This is a genomic window from Mucilaginibacter sp. P4_A11, from assembly GCF_056402535.1.
On record NZ_JBFUHE010000013.1, the window covers coordinates 118,452 to 139,769 of the forward strand.

A 21,318-nucleotide genomic window follows, 5' to 3' on the forward strand; every position below is an offset into this window, starting at 1 on the left:
CCATGGCCTGTAACGATAAAAATCCACTTCAACGTGATGGCTCAAGCCAGTCACAGCGCTTTCTGAAAGCGCTTGACCCAGCCTACGCCCCAATTGAGGAATTGGGCATGGAAGACTGGCTGACGTTCGCCGCTGCTTATGCCGATAAAATAAATTACTATACCCTTAAAGACAGTAATTATCCCCAGGGCGACTGGAAGCCATTTTTTATCCAGGATAAAAAAGCGTTGCAGGATTTTCTGAAACAGGTTGAGGTTAAAATGCAAAATGCGGGCCTGGGTTTTCCCGATTCAAGCATTAAAAGCGATGTGGAACCTCACTTGGCCTTGTTTATGTGTTTCATTATGCTGCTGCAGCATTCGGAAGATGCATTGAATCAGTTTACAGGTCGCCATCTTGATTTTTATTTTAAACGGGTATTGCAATTGCGTAACCGTCCCGAAGTACCGGATAAAGTACATCTGATATTTGAACTGGCCCGTAACCTTACAGGTTTGCTGCTGCCCGAGGATACAGCGGTTGATGCCGGTAAGGATAAAAGCCTTAAGCCCAAACCTGTTGTTTTTAAAACTAATGCCGAGTTGGCCGTAAACAGCGCTACCATAGCGGCCATGAAAAGCTGGAACCAGTCGGCCGCAGATAAAAAAGTTGCTTATGCCGATGTTGCTTTTTCGGCCGATGGTTTAGGTACACCTTTTAAGGACGATGTGCCCAAGTGGAACCCTTTTGGCAGTAAAAGCTGGCCAACAGCTTCAATGGGTTTTGCCTTTGCCTCTAAAGTATTGCTCATGAGCGAGGGCGACCGTACCATAACATTAACACTCAGCTTTACCGGGCTCGATTCCTTTGATCCTGCATTAATAGGACAGCTGTTTAAGGTTTTTTTAACGTCAGAAAAGGATTGGCTCCAGGCTGATTTTTCTTCAATAACGCCTGTTACGCTTAACCAGCAGCAATTGGTTATCACCTTAAATGTACCGCCTAAAGCAAAGGCTGTTGTGCCCTATGATCGGGCAATTCATAAAGAAAGTTATAAAACCAATTTCCCGGTAATCCGCCTGCTGATGAGCGTTAAGGATAATGCCTATCCTGTTTACGTTGCCCTGAGTAAAGCTAAGCTCAATAATGTGCAGATAGATGTGGCGGTAACAGGCATGAAAAATCTGGCTGTTGAAAATGATAACGGTAAGGTTGACCCTTCAAAACCGTTTTTTGCCTTTGGTGCTGTGCCAAAAGCGGACTCAGCTCTATACATCGGCAGTGCCGAGATCTTTCAAAAAGAATGGACGGAAATTTCACCTCAGATAGAGTGGAAAGGTGTACCGCCAGACCTAAAAGGTTATTATACCGCATACCGCGAAAAATATTTGACCTTGCCGTTCAGCCCAAACAAATATGACATCACCGCTGATAACACTGGTACTGAAACAACAAATGGGGGCAAACCTGTTATAACAGGCAAAGACAGCTTTAAGGCCAAAGTGGCCTATATAAAGGATGGCACATGGTTCCCTGATAATGGAAGTGAGATTAATGTACTTGATAATACTTTTAAACTACAGCCGGGCGGTGTGCAGCAACCAGTAAACCAGGCATCCTATTTTATTAATAAATACCTGTATTTTAATGTTTCCGGTACTTTTAATCGCGGCATTGGCCCACAGGCGGAAAAGGCATTGGTGCAGCAGTACGTACAACCCATGCAGTTCTTTTTTCCGGTGTTGGGTTTCATCGGTTTTCAGCAATCGGGTACTACGGTACAAGCTCAAACAGAAAATTTTTCGGCCGGAGTTAAAGACAATTACATCCGCATCAAACTGGAGCGTGATTTTCTGCATAATGAATATCCAAAGCTGTTCGCAGCCGCGATGAGCAACACAGGGAGAACATCGCTTATACCACAACCTCCTTATACGCCCGAAATAGCATCACTAAAGCTCGACTACAAGGCATCGGCTAAAAATAAGATTGACGATTTGACCGGCAATAACAGCAATGCAGATCTGCTGGCCGACTATGTGAACCATAACGTTCAATTTTTCCATGAAACACCGTTTGGTCAGGCCGAGCAGCACGCTTTCCTCAAAAAACAATTTCATGGCCTTATTGATGGTAACATTACAGCCATACGTCAAGCGCCTGATCTTGCAGCTTTTTACATAGGGATTGCAGGTATTCAAACAGGCTCGGTAGCCAGTATCCTTTTCCAAGTTGCTGAGGGCAGTGAGGATGCGCTTGCACCATCATTCTCTGATACCATACAACCTAAGTGGTTTTACCTATCCGGCAACGAATGGCTGGCATTGGATAAGAGTAATATCATCAGCGACGACACCAATGATTTTTTACGCTCCGGCATCATCAAGTTTTTAATTCCAGAAGGTGCTACAACTATCAATACTTTCCTTAACCAAAGCCTAACCTGGCTTGGTGTTGAACTGCCAACTGCCGTTACAATTGATTCAGTTTGTAAGTTTATCAATGTACATATCCAGGCGGCTGAAGCTGAATTTGCTGATAATGACAATGAACTTTCGCATTTGGAAACCGGGTTGCCAGCCGGCACCATCAGCAAACTGGTTGACAGGTTACCGCAGATCAAATCGGTTACTCAGCCCTATGCTTCGTTTGGCGGTTTATTGCCGGAGGATGACGGTGCTTTCCGCCTGCGTGTAAGCGAGCGCTTAAGGCACAAACACCGGGCAATTACAATTTGGGATTATGAGCACCTGGTAATGGCGCAGTTTCCGCAGGTGTTCAGGGTTAAATGCCTTAACCATACCAATGATAATATTGAAGTTGCCCCGGGCAGTGTGAGGGTTGTGGCTATCCCCGATATCCGCAACCAAATCAGTTTTGATCCCTTTAAGCCCCGCGTAAGCAAAAATACACTCAGCGAGATCACCAAATACCTGTCGGCTTTAAATTCCATGCATGTTGACCTGCTGGCTATTAATCCCGACTATGAAGAAGTGATCCTTGATTTTAAGGTGAAGTTTTACTTTGGGCTGGATGAAAACCTGTATGCTGCAAAGTTGAATACCGATGTGATCAACTACCTGTCGCCCTGGGCTTTTAATCGTAATGCAGATATTGATTTTGGCGGCATCCTGTATAAAAGTGTGGTGATCCGCTTTATTGAAGAGCTACCTTATGTTGATTATATAGCTGATTTTAAGATGTACTTCACAGCATCGGGACCCGCAAATCCCGATGTTTTGGAGGCAGGCAATTCAAAGGCCATCCTTGTATCAGCAAAGCAACATTTAATTGATACCAAAACCATACCTACATGCCCATGATTGATCAGTTAACCATACCGAAACAAATTGATACCAGCCTTGGGCCCGAGTACAATACCCTGCGCACCGAAGGCATGCAGCACATTCGCGACCTGGCCAGCGCCATCTGGTCGGATTATAACGTGCATGATCCGGGTATTACCACGCTCGAGATGCTTTGCTATGCGCTAACTGATCTTAATTACCGCATTACCCTGCCTGTCGAAAATATCCTGGCAGTTGATCATGACAATACTACCAGTATGCATGAGCAGTTTTTATCTGCCATAAAAATACTGCCCACCTACCCGGTTACTCCTGACGATTACCGCCAGTTGTTTGTACGGATTGATGGTGTACGCAATGCCTGGATCAAAAAATCGCCCCATAGTATCATCGCCAACTATAAACAACCCGATGGTAAACCGATGTTGCGGTATGCTAAACCCGGCGAAAATGCGCAAACAGGTAAAGAAGTTAAGTTTGATTTAAAGGGGATAAATGATATCCTGATAGATTTTGAAGATTTTCCTGAATTGGGTGGCGATGCAGCTAAGATCAAAGCCAAACAGAACGATATCATCAAACAAATAAAATCAGTATATCATTACTTCCGCGAGCTGTGTGAGGACCTTGATCAGGTTAAAGCGGTCGAAAACCAGGAGATAGTTATATGTGCCGAAATTGAACTCCAGCCCCAGGCCGATCCTGAAATGATCTGGGCTAAGATCATGTTTAATATTGAGCAATATCTTACACCCGACATTACATTTTACCTGCTTCAGGAACTGCTTGACAAAGGTATGCAGCCCGATGAGATATTTGAAGGTCCGGTACTTGATTTTGAAAACTTGCAGGGCATCGACACCAAGTTTGCTAAACAAGGTTTCATAATCCCTTCGGAGCTTGCAGCTTCACAACTGCGTACCGAAGTGCGTTTGTCTGATCTGTATCGCATCATTATGGAAATTGACGGTGTACGGCTGGTAAAGCGTATCTCCTTCGGTTTCTGCGGCTGTACTGCCCCTCAGAGTGAGGTTGCCGATAAGATCTATAAATCAAACGAGTGGTTGCTTTGCGTACAGGATGGTCATAAGCCTGTTTTTTGTGAAACCAATTCATCATTCACATTTTATAAGGATGTGGTGCCTATCGAACTGAAACAGTCCGAAGCCCAGGCCGATCTTAACCAGCTGCGTAAAGACTGGCAGGACAATATAGAGGCAAAAAAGATAGCAGACCTGCCCGTACCTGAAGGCGATTACCGCGACATAGCTCATTATGAAACCCTGCAAAACCAGTTTCCTGAAAATTATGGCATTTCACCGCTGGGCTTACCCGATACTGCCAGTACCCAACAACGTTCGCTGGCTTTACAGCTTAAAGGCTACCTGCTATTTTACGACCAGGTGCTGGCTAATTACTTTGCCCAGCTTTCAAACGCCAGGGTACTGCTCACTGCCGATGATAGCATTCGTAAAACCTATTTCAGCAATACCGTAAATGGCATCCGCGATGCGGAAAAGTTATTGGATGGCTTTGCTCAATGGGAACAAACAGTTGATGATGTAATTAAAGAAACCGGGCAGGACAATTATCCTGAAAGAAAAAATAAATTCCTTGATCATTTGCTGGCCCGTTTTGCCGAGCAGTTTAACGAATACGTGTTTTTGATGTACCGTATTTATGGCGAGGATTACCAGCGCAACATCATCAGACATAAGGTTAATTTTTTAAAGGATTATGACCAGATGAGCATTTGCCGCGGTAGCGGAATGGACCTGTACAATGCCAAAACGCCCGATCAGCAATTGGTAAATGTATCGGGCATGGAAAAACGAATTTCCATGCTGCTGGGCTTCTCTAACTATAAAATGCAGCAGCTGAGTGTTGAAGATTACCTTTTGTTCAAGGCTGATGCGCTGCATTACAATTGGACAATATCGCAGCTTGGTGTGGTGAAATTTAAAGGCAACCATAATTACCTGAAAGAGATTGACGCCTATGAAGATCTCGGCCTGGTATCCGTGCTGGCCTGCGACAGGGAAAATTACCGCTTAAGTCCGGGAGCAACTGCCGGGAAGTACGTTTATAATATATCCAATTCTGCCGGTACTTTGCTTACCCTCAATGATATGGAGTTCAGCGCTGCCGCCATTGAAACCGAAATTGCGTTTATCATCAAATTTATGCAGAACGATTTCAAGATGGAAGGTATGTATGTGATAGAAAACATCCTGCTGCGCCCGCCATTTGATTATACCGGCGATGACAGCACCCATCACCAGTTTATGCCGGTTTGCCTCGATCCTAACGGTGTATACTGCGAGCCGCTTGACCCTTATTCGTTCCGCGTTTGTGTGATATTGCCTGGCTATAGCGTAAGGTTGCGTAATACCGCATTCCGCACCTATGCCGAGCGGCTCATCCGTACCGAAACACCGGCGCACATACTGCCGCGCATCTGTTTCATCGGGCACGATCAGATGGTTGGTTTTGAAGCGGTGTATAAAGATTGGCTCGCTGCCAAACACATAGCGGTAAGTACAGATGCGCCTATTGATCCTGTATTGAACAGCAAATTCATTGATGTGCTTGAAAAACTATATACCGTTTACCAACAGGGCCAGCTAAGCGATTGCGACGATGATACCCAGGAAACCAACCCGATAATATTGAACAAATCCAGCCTTGGCACCTTGCAGGGCGGCACAAATAATAACAGTTAAAACCTAAATGACAAAGCCATGCCTCCAGTAACCAACATAAAGCTTACCGATATAACTTTAGAGTACAACACCTTTGTTGACAGCCAGGTGCTTACCGCCAAGCAGCTGAATGATATTGTAGAGTTTTTTGAAGATCAGCAGCGCCTAACCCGTACCTGTTTAATTGGTGTTGGCCTGGTATGCGGCTTAAGCTTCAAAGGCGATGCCAACGGTATAACCATAGGTAAAGGCTGTGGCGTAACTACCGACGGCGATTTGCTTTACATGCCCGAAACAACTTATAAAAATTTCAGGGCTTATGATAATTCGCTCATCAAGTACCCGCCGTTTTATCCTATGGGTACCGATGCCGCGCAAATGGCTTTATGGGAGCTGGTTACCCCGGATGATAAAGGCGCGTTCCCGGTTGATAGCTTTGCCCTTACTGATTTTAAGTCAAAGGCCACTAAGGATCTTACTGAAATGTTCGGTTTGCTTTACCTGGAATATTACTCTAAAGACCCGGATGCCTGTACAGCTATTGATTGCGACAACCAGGGGCGCAAGCAGGTAGCCAAACCAAAAGTGTTGCTCATTGCGCAGGCAGACATGAACCAGATTATAGAGCAAACCGGTTCGGAGGTTATTTATGACGATATTTACAAAAAGTATTTCAACGCTTACAACGCATACTTTGATGCCCCGGTACTGGCTGCGAAAAGGGTGTTTTTTAATAAGCAGACAACGGCTTCCTCATCAGCACTTACCTCGGCTTTTTCAAGTATAGCAAATACTGGTGCAGGTGGTTTATCAACCGCTATTCAATCGCTTTACAATACATTCAAGTTTGCGCTCGATCCGCAATCTACTTATCCTATTACCAGTATTGTAGCCAATATAAATACTACCCTAAGCAAAGCTACGGCGCCCATGCAGGCCCAGTACCTTTATGATTTTTATAAAGATCTGTTAACAGGGTATAATGAATTGCGTGCGGTACTTTCAGATATCATTTATCAGTGCTGCCCTAACATTTACGCCTTTCCAAAGCATATTATGCTGGGAGCGCTAAATGTTACACCGACAGCCAAACCAACACCTTATCGCCATAAATTTTATACTTCGCCGGCTATTAGTGCTAATAAAGATAAGCTGAATATTGCCGTTAATCTGCTCGATAGGTTGAACATCATGAGCAGTGGGTTTACGCTGCCGGCAAACCCGGTAGTGAAAATAACCCCGTCTACAGACAATAGTAAACCTTTGGAAGCAAGGGCTATCCCGTTCTATTACAGCAAGCCGGTTGATCTGGCCCAAAAGTGGAGCCATAGCCGTTGGCTGCAGGGTACGGATAAACTGATCCTTGGGTATAATGCTTCCGCTTATTCGCCGGCCAATGATGTTGTTATAAACCCATTGAATTACTCGATAGACTCCAATAACTTCTTCAGGATAGAAGGGCATATCGGTAAAAAGTATACTGAAGCGCTTGCTGCTGTTGATAAGATAAGGCAGGATACTAACCTTCCTTTTGATGCGGTTGCTATAAGACTGGGCGACGTAACGCTTAGCGACATTGATATAAATGACTATGCCTGCCAGTTTAACGATCTCGAAGCTACACTAAGGGCTTTCCAGGCCGAGCAAAATTGCCTTTACAGTGATGTGAGTAAGTTCTTTTCGAGCTTCGATACCAAAACAGGTTATTCAGTGGCGAATGAGATCAGGGCTCAGGCCGCTCAGCAACAACTGTCATTGGCCAAGGACGAGGTTGTGGCTCCAGAAGTGGCAACTCCAAAAGTTAGAATGGCAGCTAAAGTAGAAAAAGTCGCCGAGGTGTCGGCTACTCCCCGTATGGAATTAAGCGGCGGGCTTGCCATAAATAGAAGTATAAGTAAAGTTGTGATTGATGGCGGTATCAGTGCTGTTGATAATAACATCAATGTTGCTCAGAATAGTATAGGCTATTATGTAGATCAGATCCGCAGACAGGGTACTTCTATAAGCATTTCGGATTATGCAGATGCTGTTGGTAAAACAGTTGATACTTCAGCAACCGGCTCGTATGAACAGGCCATAGCCGTTGATATTCCTGTACGTGTGATTGCCGGTACCCGAAATATAAGTCAATGGCTGCCCGACAGGCTGGTTGATATTGACGATGATACAATAGATAATTTTTCGGCCCGGATAGATGATTTGTGTAACGAGGTGAAATCGGCAAGCGTAAAAAGCCGCCAGATTTTTGCCAAAAACGATTATGTACGTAAGGGTTATGAAGATGACTACGCGCTGCAATTGTGGCGTTTGTCTGAAAACTGCTGTGCAGGCCAGGCGCTTGCTGTTATCTTAAAGGAAATCCAGGACCGTAAGGCTAAGTTGTTAGCTCAGCTTACTTTCTCGGCCTATGCTGCAAATCATACTGGTTTGGAGCATCTTGCCGGTGTACCAGCTGGTGGCACCTTTGTAATGGTATACGCAACTACAATGACCACGCCCAGTCCAACAATACCTGCAACTACAGTTTCGCTCGATGACAGGTTAAAGCTACTACAGGCTAACCCGCAATTTGTAAAAGGTTTTGCAAGTGATACAGATGCGATGACTTTTATAGCTCAGAATACCAACTTTGACGACATTTCTGCTGCCGTAAAATTTTATCAGGTGCAGTCGCCCCGTAAATTTACGCCAACAATTGAGGCCGATGTTATCAGTAAAACTCAGGCCTTAGCCGTTGACCTTGGTAAATCAAGGGCTGTTGCCGCTAACCCCGATGTGCCCGCCGATATAGTGTTCGCCGATTTTTGCCTGCCGTATATGTGCTGTTCCGATTGCCCGCCGGTGGCATTCATTATGCCTAAACCACAGGTAGGATTAAGCCTGCCTAAAGCAGTAGCTTGTTCAGACGAAGGCTTGCTGCAATTTAAAGTAAGCCCGGCCGATGGAATTATCAAGGCTTCAGCAGGTTTTGAAACTACCGTTGTAACTAAAGACGCTGTAACTTATTTTGATACAACAAAAGTTAAAGACGGCACATTTGGCCAGCAAATCAAATTTACAGTAAATGAACAACCAACAGATTGCACAGTTACTGTATTTAAACATCCGGCTGTTAAGCCTGCCGCCAAAATAAGCGATACAACACAACTCGCCGTAATTATTCAGTTGTCGGCCACCACCAACCAGGCAGCGGGCGACGTATTTGCGTATACCTGGACAATGCCCGACGGGCAGGTGCATCCTAATCTCGCCAAGCCGGATGATAGCATCACCTTCCAGTATGCCGATCTTCGCCAAAAATTCCCTGATGGTAAACTTACCTTTACCTTATCGGCCAATAATCATGATTGTACCGATACGCAACAGGTTGCGCTTACCGTACAGATTCCTGAAGAACCGGTAGATCTGAAGTTAGCCGCCGCTGAAGTTTGCTCGGATGGAGGTAATATAAACTTTACCACTGTACAACCTGCAACTGGCATCATCACTTCAAAATTAGCCGGAGATGCAGTTAAGTTGCTGGGTAGCCAATGGGTTGTTGATCCGTCAAAAGGTCCGTATGATGTCAGTATCAATGACTTTATGATAAATGGTAAGTCGGTTCCCGGTTGTACGCTTATGATTCATGAACACCCGCAAGCCTCGTTTGATTATAAAGTAACTATGGATAATGAAAAGGGCGCGGCTACTGTTACTTTAACAAATAAAACACCTAATCCGGGCAGCTTCAAATTCACCTGGACATTTGATGACAATACCACCAGCAATGATGTAAATACTGTAAAAGTATTTGATATGCGCCAGTTTCCACGTGGCCGCAATACGGTTATTACATTGATAGCAGTAAATGGTAAGTTCGATAAATGCCGTGCTGTATTCACACCTACACCTCCTGTAGCTTTACCTCCTATTACCACTACACCGATAATTACCCACTTGCCGCCCGAAACTACTACACCGCCAATAGTTACGACTATCCCGCCTGTAGTTACTACACCGCCAATAGTTACTACCATCCCGCCGGTGGTTACTACACCGCCAGTAACAACTACAGTTCCGCCGGTGGTTAAAACCCCGTCGGCAGGCACTACTGTGCCACCAGTGGTTACTACACCACCAATAGTTACTACAGTTCCGCCGGTGGTTACGATTAAGGAGACACCGGCAGTTACGCCATCAGTAACGCCAACGCCTACTGCAGCGCCTGTTATACCGAAAGTGGATACAACAATAAAAGCTAATCCAACGGTAACGCCAGCCGCAACACCTGTAATACCGAAGGCAGACCCGAATATCATCAAAAAAGATGTAGGGACAATCGCTACGGAAACACCGAAAATAGATCCGAAGATTATCAAAAAAGACCCGGGAACTACGGATCCTGGCACCGTTAAATAACGCAGAGTTATGGCAAGGAGCACACATATCATCCATAAGCTGGTGCTTGATATAGAAGTACCGCACCGTAATGCTGTGCAAAATGTGCAGGATGATGCTGTGCGGTACTTTGAACAGGTGCTGCTCAAAAAGCTGGAGCAATTACTGGATGATATGGATTTGCCTGCCCATGTTTTGATAGACAGTATCGACCTTGATTTGGGGACGGGTAAAATGGAAGATGTTTTTGAGCAACTGCAGGAGAGTTTATCAAAGGCTCTTGATCCCGTTTTAAACCCCAATTTAATACCCGGGGGCGATGAACCTGATAACGCCGTCAGCTATTCGTTACTTACCGATGAACAGCAGGCTTTTAATGTATTTGTATATTTTCTTAACACGGGCAGGCTCCCGTGGTATGCTGCTGCTGCTACAGAGTGGCTGCAGCAGGAAGATATTTGGTTAAGTAAACTATCGGGGCTGTTAATAAATGACCGAGCTTATAAATTAAAACTTATTAAGCTGTTTCAAAGCCCCCCGCTTGCGTTAAGCAGGTTATTTAACCAGTTTAGCATAACATTTATTAAAAAGCTGGCATCGTTTTTACTTCAGGTTGAGGTATATGAGCTTCAAAAAAGGATCGATGCTGTTATTGATGACGTGATAGGCAGTGAATTATCTGATGGGATAAACGCTAACGTTAAAGATGTTTTACCGGTAGGATTTAATAACAACACCGGGTCCCAAATCATTGAAAAGTTATTGTTGATGATTTATCTGCGAACAGGACATAACGAATTGCCTGCCGATAGCGGGATCCTAAAAAAGTTGCTTGCATTAATTATCGGCGAACTCAATCGTTCCGCTTCAATATCAACAGCGGCCCTTGTTCAAATTGCTGAAAAGACCATCCAATCAACAGAAAATACACCGCTGATACTCCGGAAAGATAAACCTATTGTAACACCCGATAATAGCCAGGAAACAGGTTCCGCAAAAAAAGAAGAAGTTGACGGCGTTTATGTCAACCAGGCTGGTTTGGTGATCCTGCACCCATTTTTGGAGTATTTTTTAAAAGATTTTGGCTTGTTGCAGGACAATGATTTTGTTGATCTGCCTGCAAGGCAGCTGGCTGTTCACCTGCTTCACTATTTAGGTACTGGTAGTGTAAATGCGTTTGAATATGATCTTTATTTTGAAAAGTTTTTATGTCGATGGCCCGCTGAAGAACCTTTAGAACGCGAAATCGAAATACCGCAGCGTATGCTTGACGAAGGCGACAATATGCTCCGCACGGTAATTAAATATTGGAAAGGCTTGAAAAATACATCGCCCGGTGGTTTACGCGAAGCTTTTTTAATGCGCAACGGAAAGCTAATTGAGGCAGAACAGCCTGCCCGTCTTATTGTGGAGCAGGTGGACCTGGATATCCTGTTATCCTCATTGCCATGGGGTATTGGCGTAATTAAACTGCCCTGGATGGATGAACCTTTTTATGTGGAATGGCAATGAAGACACCGCAAAAGGCAGCACCGGCAAATACCAAACAAAACCAGCCCGCTAACCGGCAGGCGGCAGGGAAAGATCCTTTTTTCTCGGCCGCTCATGATATCGATAGCGTACAGGAATCTCCATTTTTTGAAGGAAATAAGGTTCAGCGCAAAATGACTGTGAATGAACCTGGCGATCATTTTGAACGGCAGGCCGACCAGGTAGCTGATAAAGTTGTACAACACATCAATCAGCCTAAAACCGTACCCAACTCTGCAACTGCTTCTACTACTGCTCCTGCCACTGCAACTAACTCCGCTGTACAAAAGAAGGAAGATAAAAAAGAAGATAAACAGGAAAAAGAGCAGAACGGAGCTGATAAGGAATTACAGCGCCGCCCGGTTTTTGAAAGCGATGGTGATCCAAACGAAGGCAATACGCTGAAACGAAGCAGCCAATCTGCTGCACCAGATGTATCACCGCAAACCCAGCAAAAAATTGAGAACAGCAAAGGTGGTGGCGAACCATTACCCTCCAACACCCGCGAGGAAATGGAAGGGGCCTTGGGAGCGGACCTGAGCAGCGTACGTATCCACAATAACAGCGAGGCTGCGGGTTTAAGTAATGATTTGCAGGCTCAAGCCTTTACACATGGTAATGACATTTATTTTGGTGCAGGTAAGTATGATACGCAGAGTAAATCCGGGCAACACCTGCTGGCGCATGAGGTAACCCATACTGTGCAACAAGGGAATGGGGTAAAAAAGAAAGGTATTATTCAGCGCGCTGAAACGGGCGTTGCAGATACCGGGAAGGCCAAGCCGCATACGGCAGAGGGGGATATCGACAAAAGGAAAAAGACTATAAAAGTTCAGAAAATAGAAATCCCTGGGTTTAAATATGACATGATGCCGTCGAAAACTGACTACTCGTTTAAAAGTACCACGAGAAGCGGCAAACATTTAGATACGTGGGAAAAAGAAGCAGCAACCGATAAGGGATTTAATAATAAGTTTAATGAAATGAAAAAGAAAGAGTTGCCAAATGGTGGAACAGCACCGGCAGGCAACAATACTTATTTCATGGTATCAAAAACTAACCCCAGCGGCGGTATGCTTTTCGGTAACCCCGATGAAATACGAACCCGTTCAGTGAGACCAAACTGGAGGAAGGCCGGTCAAATGCACGAATTTGAAGTTGATCATAAAGTGGAGTTGCAACTTGGCGGCGCTGATAATGATATTGGCAACTTATGGCTTTTGTCTCAAAAAATCAATGGTTCATCAGGATCTACTATTAAAACCAGTATAGAAAATGCTATAAAAGAAACTTTAAAGGCCGAGGAAAAGAATGATCCTGATAGAATAAAAGGTATGTCTGTAGGTTCGGTGAAAGATAACTATAGTATTACAGTAGTAAGTTTTTCAAAAAAAGGATCGCCAGACACTGCCGGTGACAACGACAAATATTCACTTTCAGATATACAAAAAGGCGAACATCTTGAGGGAATGCGTTTCCTGGTACCGGGTAAGGATAATAAGTATCTCAAAGATCTTGTTGATACCAACCATGTACACCTCTTTTTTAATGAACGCAGAGGCCGGGCTGTTAAGATGCCTAAAAAAGGTCCGTTCAAACTTCAAAATTCAAAAAAATATAGCGCTAACATCGACTCCGTTACCTATGACCCTCAAACAGATATTATGCAGCAGGGTGGTTCAGGTACTATAACGGTAACGATGTTTAAAACCAGTAAAACCGCTCATAGCATTACCGAAAGTTTTCCGATAAATGCAATTCCTGGAGTATACGGCGGGTTCATTTCGAGAAAGGATATTTTAGATAAATTGCGTCCTCAGGTTAAAGCATTAAGCCCGGTTCAGTTACTGACGGCTGATTTTAACGACGACGGTGAACTTGAAGCAAAGGGGAAAGTGCACACCAACATTCCGCTTATCGATAAGGCAGATATCGATATCGTGGTTGACAGCAACGGTTTAGGCATCAGAAAGGTTTTTGATGGCGGAGAAATTAACCTGCCACCTCCTTTCAAAATTACCGATACATCGCTCGGTATTACCCTCAGCGATTCGGGATTGACCGTTGATGGTAACATGAATTTCGAGATCCAGAAACTGGGAAAGGGCGAAGTTCATGCAAAAGCAGGCACTTCTGGAGCTTTCGCTTTGGGAGGATCATTTGACTTTGATTCAAAAACTTTTAAACCTGCCCGCATTACGGTTGATTATACAAAGCCTGGCGATGGTGGTGACGGGGGCTTATCTGCTACAGGCGAGATAGGTATTCCTGCCGGTACAATAAAGGGAATCAAATCGGCCCATATCAATATAGCATATGCAAATAAGGAGTTCACAGCTACCGGTACAGCTGAGCCAGATATTAAAGGTGTAAAAAGTGCCGAGATCCACGTTAGCTATGGTAATGATACATTGGTTATCGGGGGCAGTTTTGTGCTTGATGAAAATATGCCGGGCATCCAAAGTGGCAGCGGTAATGTTGAAGTTACACGCGGCCCGGATGAGATTTACCATGTAAAAGCCAGCGGTAAAGCGGTACCCAAAATCCCGAAGATCAATACTGAACTGTCAATTTCTTATGACGATGGCGCGCTGACCATAGAAGGCAAGGCATCTTACGCTGCCGACAGGGTATCAGGCGAGGTAATGGTTGGGGCAACTAACCGCGCTATCGCTGCCGATGGCACACCATCAGGTCCTGCTGGCGATAAATTTACCGCTTATGGATCGGGTAAGCTAACACTTAAAGTTACCGATTGGCTGCAGGCTTCGGCAAGTGTAAGGGTAACCCCTGCCGGTGAAATTGAAGTTGTTGGCCGTTTGGACCTTCCTTCGGCAGTTGATGTTTTCCCTAAAAAAAGCATCAATAAGGAGTTGTTTAAAGTACCAACTATTCAGATTCCAATATTTGCCATTCCGCTTGGGCCAAAGAGTATAGGTATTGTTGCCACTATTGATGGCGGCCTTGATTTTGATGCCGCCGTCGGCCCCGGCCAGTTAAAGGACGTTTTTGGTCAGATAGAATTTAACCCTTCGCATCCTGAAAATACACGGATCAGCGGCGGGGCAAAATTCGTTATTCCGGCACATGCGGGTTTAAAACTAAAAGCCGCGCTTGGTATTGGTTTGAGCATTGGGCCGGCCAGTGTGACAGGCGGCATCCAAATAGTTGGTGGTTTGGGACTGGAGGGAGAAGCGAGCGCTGCTGCGGACCTGGCATGGTCGCCAACAACAGGATTTGAGTTTAACGCTTTGGGCGAGATAGAGGTACACCCTAAGTTTACCTTTGATGTAAACGCTTTCATTAAAGCCGAGCTTGACCTTTGGGTTACCGATATCTCAAAAGAGTGGACTAAAAACCTGGCATCATTTAGCTATGGCCCGGATCTGCAGGTTAAAGTTTCCCTGCCAATCCATTATAAAGACGGCGAGCCATTTGATGTGAAAACCGATGATATTAAAGTTAAATATCCTGACATCAGTATTTCTGATATAGCAGGTGGTATAGCAGATAAAGTTAAAGACGAAATGTTATGAGCAACCGAAGCCAATTAACCGAACTGATAAACCTTGGCGCCATGCAGCATCTTAATGGCAATTTTGAAGCTGCCGAAGCTTATTATGCAAAAGCCGCCGATTTGAATGAGCCAAACGTTACCCTGCTCAATAACAGGGGAATGTTGTTTTATCAGCAAAATAAATTTGCCGAGGCAAGGCAGCTTTTTGAACGCGCTTTGGAGATTGATGATCAAAATACTTCGGCATGGCTTAACCTTGCCAATACAGAGGTTTTGCTGGGACAATATGATAAAGCTTTACACGCTTTCAGGCAAACCATTACCCTTAAGTCTGACCAGTTTGAGGCCTGGGAGGGATTGGCTAAATTGTATATGCTATCCGCAGATATGGAAAGTGCAGAAACATGCTGGTTAAAAGCGGTTGAGCTTGATCCCACCAATTTGAGCTTGCTGATGGGATTGGCACAGGTTTACCTTTCAACCGGTAGGTACGATGAGGCGTTTGAAATGGCTGATTATGTTTTATCAGAAAACCCGCACAATGGCCGGGCATTGCAAACAGCCGGGTTGGCTCAGTTGATGGTGAAAAACTACGCATCGGCAACCGGATACCTTATAAAATACTTAATGGTGTTTCCCGGAGATATCGCCGTACGCAACCATCTTGCTGTTGCTTACCTGCAAAGCGGTCAGTTAAATGAGGGGGCTGCCGAGTATGAAAGGCTCCTTGAATATGATCCCGAAAATGGAGAGATCAGGTTAAACTTAGGGGTGCTTTGCCTCGGCCTTAACCGTTTTGACGATGCGCTGGCACACCTGGATTTGTTGCTTGAACAATACCCCGAAAACAAAAAGGGAAAACTTTATCGGGGCATAGCCCTTGCCAATTTAGATCAAAAAGATAAAGCGAAAAAAGTTTTTGAAGACCTGCTGAATGATTCCGGCGAATGGGCTGAGCATGCCAAAAAACAATTGGATCTGTTAAACAATTTAAACTAAACCTCCTATGAAATACATCCATAATACACGCCAGCCGCTTAGTCAGAAACAGGCGGATAAAGCAGATAAACCTTTTTTTAATGGCAGCCGCGAAAAAAGCAAACAGGACGGTGATGCTTTTTTTCAGGCCAGGAAAATTGATGGTAATCAGGATAGTGCCCTTGAACAGGAGGCCGATGCGGTAGCCCACAAGGTAACTACAGCACAGCAGGCACCCGTTAATTCGTCGCAGCGAATGGGGCAAATGAGTGTTCAGAAAAAGGGAGCAGATGAGGAAAAGGATGCTAAAGCTGGTCAAAAGAAAGAGAAAAAGGACGAGAAGGAAGAAGGCAAACCACAGAAAAAGGACGAGAAGAAAGAGGAAGAAAAACCAACTCAAAAGAAAGAGGAAGAGAAAAAAGATAAAGAACCTCAGAAAAAGGAAGAGGAGAAAAAGGACAAGGAGCCGCAGAAAAAAGAAGAGGATAAAAAGGATAAGGAAGGCGTTCAGAAAAAAGAAGAGGAGAAGAAAGACAAAGAGCCACAGAAAAAAGGCGAAGAAGATAAAAAAGACGAAGGCAAGCCTCAAAAAAAGGAAAAGGGTGAAGAGAAAGATGACAAAGCTGCCGCACAAAAGAAAGAAGAGAAAGCAGGCGGTGTAGAAAAAACTGAAGGTAAACCTGAAGCTCCGGAAGCTAAGTTTGACAGGTTACTGAACGAAAGCAAAGGCGGCGGTAGCCCCTTGCCGGCCAAAGTTCGCACACAATTGGAGCATCAGATGAACGCCAATTTTGAGCAGGTTAAGATCCACACCGGCCAGCAGGCTGTTGAACTTTGTAACCTTTCAAAAGCACAGGCCTTTACGCATGGTAATGATATTTATTTTAATGCGGCCAAGTTTGATCCTGAAAGTACCGCGGGCATGAACCTATTGGCGCACGAATTAACCCATGTTGTACAGCAAAACGGTCCGCGTAAATAAATGGATACTAATATTAAACAGTTAAAAACGTTAATGCAATATACCGCCGGGTGTATTGAGGCACGGCTGCAAACGGTATTCGGCAATGATGCAACTTATTTGCCGCCACTGTTGCCCCAGCTGGAGCGAAACGGCAGTATACTTGAAAAATTGATCAACGATCACGGCTTGAGCAGCAATGAGGTTATCATACTGATGATGGCCCTGGCACCGCATTTACAGGTTGAGTTTTTTGATGAAATTATTCAGCCTTATATGCGTGAGTCGGGCGATTTTCAGCAGATCGGGGGCGTTCGCAGCCGTAACGGGCGAAGCTTTTTGCCAACCGGTCAAACAGCTGTTTTTGTTTTGGCCGGTAATGATCTGGACAAGCGGCTGGAGATAGCACAACTGTTGCATCATCATAGCGCTTTTGCGTTGCAACATATTTTATACCTGGAGGATGTGCCCGAAGGTGAGCCCGCTTTATCGGGGAGGCTGGTGCTTCAGCCAGAATATATTGAACTTTTGATCAGCGGTACCGAATCTATCCCAAAACTGAGCATGAACTTCCCTGCGCAGCATTTGGAAACTACCTATAACTGGGATGACCTAGTACTTAATGATACTACCCGCAGGCAAATTGCCGAGCTGGAAAACTGGGTGAACTATCAGCAAGTGTTAATGACTGACTGGGGAATGGAACGGAAGCTGAAGCCGGGTTATCGCGCATTATTTCACGGTCCGCCGGGAACGGGTAAAACACTTACAGCATCATTGCTTGGTAAATACACCGGTAAGCCGGTTTTCAGGATCGATCTGTCAATGATCGTATCCAAGTTTATAGGCGAAACGGAAAAAAATCTCTCCAAATTATTTGAAAAGGCCGATAACAAAAACTGGATCCTGTTTTTTGATGAGGCGGATGCGCTTTTTGGCAAGCGAACTAACGTTAAAGACGCACATGATAAATACGCTAACCAGGAAGCATCGTATCTGCTGCAGCGTGTAGAGCAGCACAATGGCCTGGTGATACTGGCTACCAATTTTAAAAATAACATTGATGAGGCTTTTATGCGCCGGTTCCAATCTGTTATTAATTTCCCACTGCCTAATGCCGATGAACGGTATACCATGTGGCAAAAATCATTTCCGCCCAAAGCCAACCTTAACGGGCATATTAACCTTGAGCAGATTTCGCGTAAATACGAGCTTAGCGGTTCGGGGATCCTGAACGTGGTACAATTTGCCTGTTTGCAAATGCTGGCCCGTAAAGAAAGCCGCATTACGTCTGAGCTGATACTTGAAGGTATAGAAAGAGAATATACTAAAGAAAACCGGGTTTGGTAGGAGTTGTTTCAGGGTTGAAAATCCAATTGTAACATATAACGCTATCCATAATCCGTACAAGCAAATCCATGATCCGTACATTGATTGTGCCAACCGGGTTTGGCATTTTTATGTTGGCCTGGATCCTATTTATATTTCAGCGATAAAGAAAATTTAGCTTCCTGTTTATTGAGGCGGTTTGCATAAAATTGAATAAATTTAGCAAATCGTCACCTATCACAATTCCGTGGCATTCACAGGAGATGATTTTGTTATGGTGTTGGCAGTAACTATCTCTGAGGCAATAAAATACTATGTTTATGTTTAAATATATATTGGCATGTTTTATTGTTGTGTTTTTTGCCTCAAGCACCTTGGGGCAAAAAAAGATGGACATTGCTACCATTAAACTAAACCTCGATAATCAAAAAAACAGAGCCGACACTAATACCATAAAGCTGCAAATTCAATTAGGCAGCTACTATCTCAATAAACCAGGCGAGCATAAAGAAGTGCTGGATAGCGGGATCACTGCTTTCAATAAAGCCATTCAAATGAGTGTTGCCATTCATTCGGCAAAATGGCTTAATGAGGCCATGATGTTCAAAGGTGCATCGTACCTCAAACAGGATAACCTGAAACAGGGTAAATCCACTTTTATGGAGGTGGTTAATTACTACCGTAAAACGGGTGACAAATTTCAGGAAGGCAAAAGCTGGGCCCGGCTGGGAAATGAGATTTCTATTGATATGAAAGGTGCCGTCCCTGACAAAATAAGCAGTTATGAGCAGGCACGGGCTTTATTTCAGCAAACGGGCCATAAGCTGGATGAAGCTGATATGAACAAGAATATAGCGGATATTCATCTCAATCAAAAAAAGCTTGATCTCGCAGAAGCTGAACTGCTAAAAGTGCTGGCCCAGTACAAAGCTATCGGCTATAAAAAACTTCACTATACCTATCACTCCCTTGCCGAAGTAAGTAAGCAGAAGGTTGATCTTCATAATGAGCTTTTATACCGCCATGAAGTAATAAAAAGCATGAATGCAACGGCAGATACCGCTTTGGCCGATTTTTACTACGCCAAACTTGCGTTGGTTTATGCTGATCTGAATAAATATGATCAGAGCCTTGTTTACATCCTGAAATCGGCCGAGATCCTGAAAAAAAGAAAGCAGTATGAAGATTTTTACGGCTACCTGAGCCTCATTATTTATGACTTCATCACGGCTAAAAGGCCCGGCGAAGCTTTGGTATACCTGAAGCAGGCTGTAATTGATGTCCCGCCAAAGATACTGGCGCAAAAGGTTGATATGTATGAGGCATTTGGCAACATCTACGTTGCCTTGAAGGATTATCCTAAAGCCGAACTGTATTACCTGAAAATGATGGAGGTATATAAGGTTACCAATTTTAGCAAAGACTTTTATACTACCAACGAGCAAATGGTAACTGATTTTGTGCATTACAACGAAACCATGGCTGGCTTTTATTTGCTTACCCGGGAATTTAAAAAAGCTGGGATTTACACTAAACAGATCCTATCGCTGCCGTCAAATGCCATCAGGCCTATTACCCTTACCAAGATTCATGGCATGCAGTTCCGGGTCGATTCGGCATCAGGTAACTATGTAACTGCGATAAAGCATTTCGAGATTCACAAGCGGCTTGACGATTCGCTGTTTAACGCTATTAAAAACAAGCAGATAGAAGAACTTGAGATTGGTAATAAAACCAAGGAAAACGAACAGTCGATAAAATACCTGGAGATTAAAAATAAAAGTCAGCACGATGAACTGCAAAAGGTGAATATGCAGCGTAATATTACTTTTGGGGGCGTAGCTATGCTTATTATTATAGCCGGTTTAGCGTTTAATGGCTACCGGCACAAGCAAAGGGGCAACCAGCAATTGCAGTTAAAACAAACAGAAATTAACAATCAGAATTTATCCCTGCAAAAATTACTTAATGAAAAGGATAACCTGCTGGATGAAAAAGACTGGCTGTTAAAGGAGGTGCACCACCGGGTAAAAAATAACCTGCAAATTGTAATGAGCCTGCTTAATACCCAATCGGCATTTTTGAAGAATAACGCCGCGCTTGCCGCTATTCGTGAAAGCCAGAACCGGGTGCAGGCCATAGCGCTTATCCATCAAAAGCTGTACAGCAATTCGGATGTGTCATACATTGATATGTCGGTTTATATTAATGAGTTGATCAATTACCTGGCCGATTGCTATAACCCGGGCGACAGGGGGATCCGTTTTGAGCAAATGGTACAGCCCGTAAAGCTTGATGTTGCGCAGGCAGTGCCCGTGGGCCTCATATTAAACGAAGCCATCACAAACGCCATTAAATACGCCTTCCCCACAATGAGGGGCGAGATAAAGGTAGCCTTACAGCTTGCCGAAGAAACCATTATACTTACTATATCAGATAACGGAATAGGCCTGCCTGTTGATTTTGATATTCAAAAAGCAAGCTCACTGGGAATGGAAATGATGAAAGCCCTGAGCAAGCAGTTGGGCGGTTATTTTAAAATGGAAAATTGCAGCGGCGCTGTAATAACTGTCGAATTCAGGGCGGAGAAACAGTTAAATAGTATTGAACAAAAAACTTTTGCAGTTAATTAAATAA

Annotated in this window: 9 protein-coding genes; all 9 read left to right on the forward strand. The window is 44.3% G+C overall.

The window, feature by feature from the left end; translation table 11 throughout:
- Positions 1 to 2 precede the first annotated feature (2 nt).
- Entirely contained in the window at positions 3 to 3,302 is a 3,300-nt protein-coding gene (locus AC1DUD_RS22810; protein WP_477378671.1) for a hypothetical protein, read from the forward strand.
- Positions 3,293 to 6,010, forward strand: a complete 2,718-nt coding sequence (locus AC1DUD_RS22815; protein WP_477378673.1) for a hypothetical protein — start codon at positions 3,293 to 3,295, stop codon at positions 6,008 to 6,010. Before AC1DUD_RS22810 ends, AC1DUD_RS22815 begins: the two co-directional genes overlap by 10 nt.
- A gap of 18 nt (positions 6,011 to 6,028) precedes the next feature.
- Entirely contained in the window at positions 6,029 to 10,387 is a 4,359-nt protein-coding gene (locus tag AC1DUD_RS22820; RefSeq protein WP_477378675.1) for a hypothetical protein, read from the forward strand.
- A gap of 9 nt (positions 10,388 to 10,396) precedes the next feature.
- Entirely contained in the window at positions 10,397 to 11,878 is a 1,482-nt protein-coding gene (locus AC1DUD_RS22825) for a contractile injection system tape measure protein (RefSeq protein ID WP_477378677.1), read from the forward strand.
- Positions 11,875 to 15,432, forward strand: coding sequence for an eCIS core domain-containing protein (locus AC1DUD_RS22830; protein ID WP_477378679.1), 3,558 nt, complete (start codon positions 11,875 to 11,877; stop codon positions 15,430 to 15,432). The genes AC1DUD_RS22825 and AC1DUD_RS22830 overlap by 4 nt, the downstream gene beginning before the upstream one ends.
- Positions 15,429 to 16,412 (forward strand): tetratricopeptide repeat protein, encoded by a 984-nt coding sequence (locus AC1DUD_RS22835; RefSeq protein ID WP_477378682.1) that lies wholly within the window; start codon positions 15,429 to 15,431, stop codon positions 16,410 to 16,412. Before AC1DUD_RS22830 ends, AC1DUD_RS22835 begins: the two co-directional genes overlap by 4 nt.
- 7 nt (positions 16,413 to 16,419) lie before the next feature.
- Complete coding sequence (locus tag AC1DUD_RS22840) at positions 16,420 to 17,373, forward strand: eCIS core domain-containing protein (RefSeq protein WP_477378684.1); 954 nt, start codon at positions 16,420 to 16,422, stop codon at positions 17,371 to 17,373.
- Positions 17,374 to 18,702, forward strand: a complete 1,329-nt coding sequence (locus AC1DUD_RS22845) for an ATP-binding protein (protein ID WP_477378686.1) — start codon at positions 17,374 to 17,376, stop codon at positions 18,700 to 18,702.
- 299 nt (positions 18,703 to 19,001) lie between these two features.
- On the forward strand, positions 19,002 to 21,314 hold the full coding sequence (locus tag AC1DUD_RS22850) for a tetratricopeptide repeat-containing sensor histidine kinase (RefSeq protein WP_477378688.1): 2,313 nt from the start codon (positions 19,002 to 19,004) through the stop codon (positions 21,312 to 21,314).
- Positions 21,315 to 21,318 lie beyond the last annotated feature (4 nt).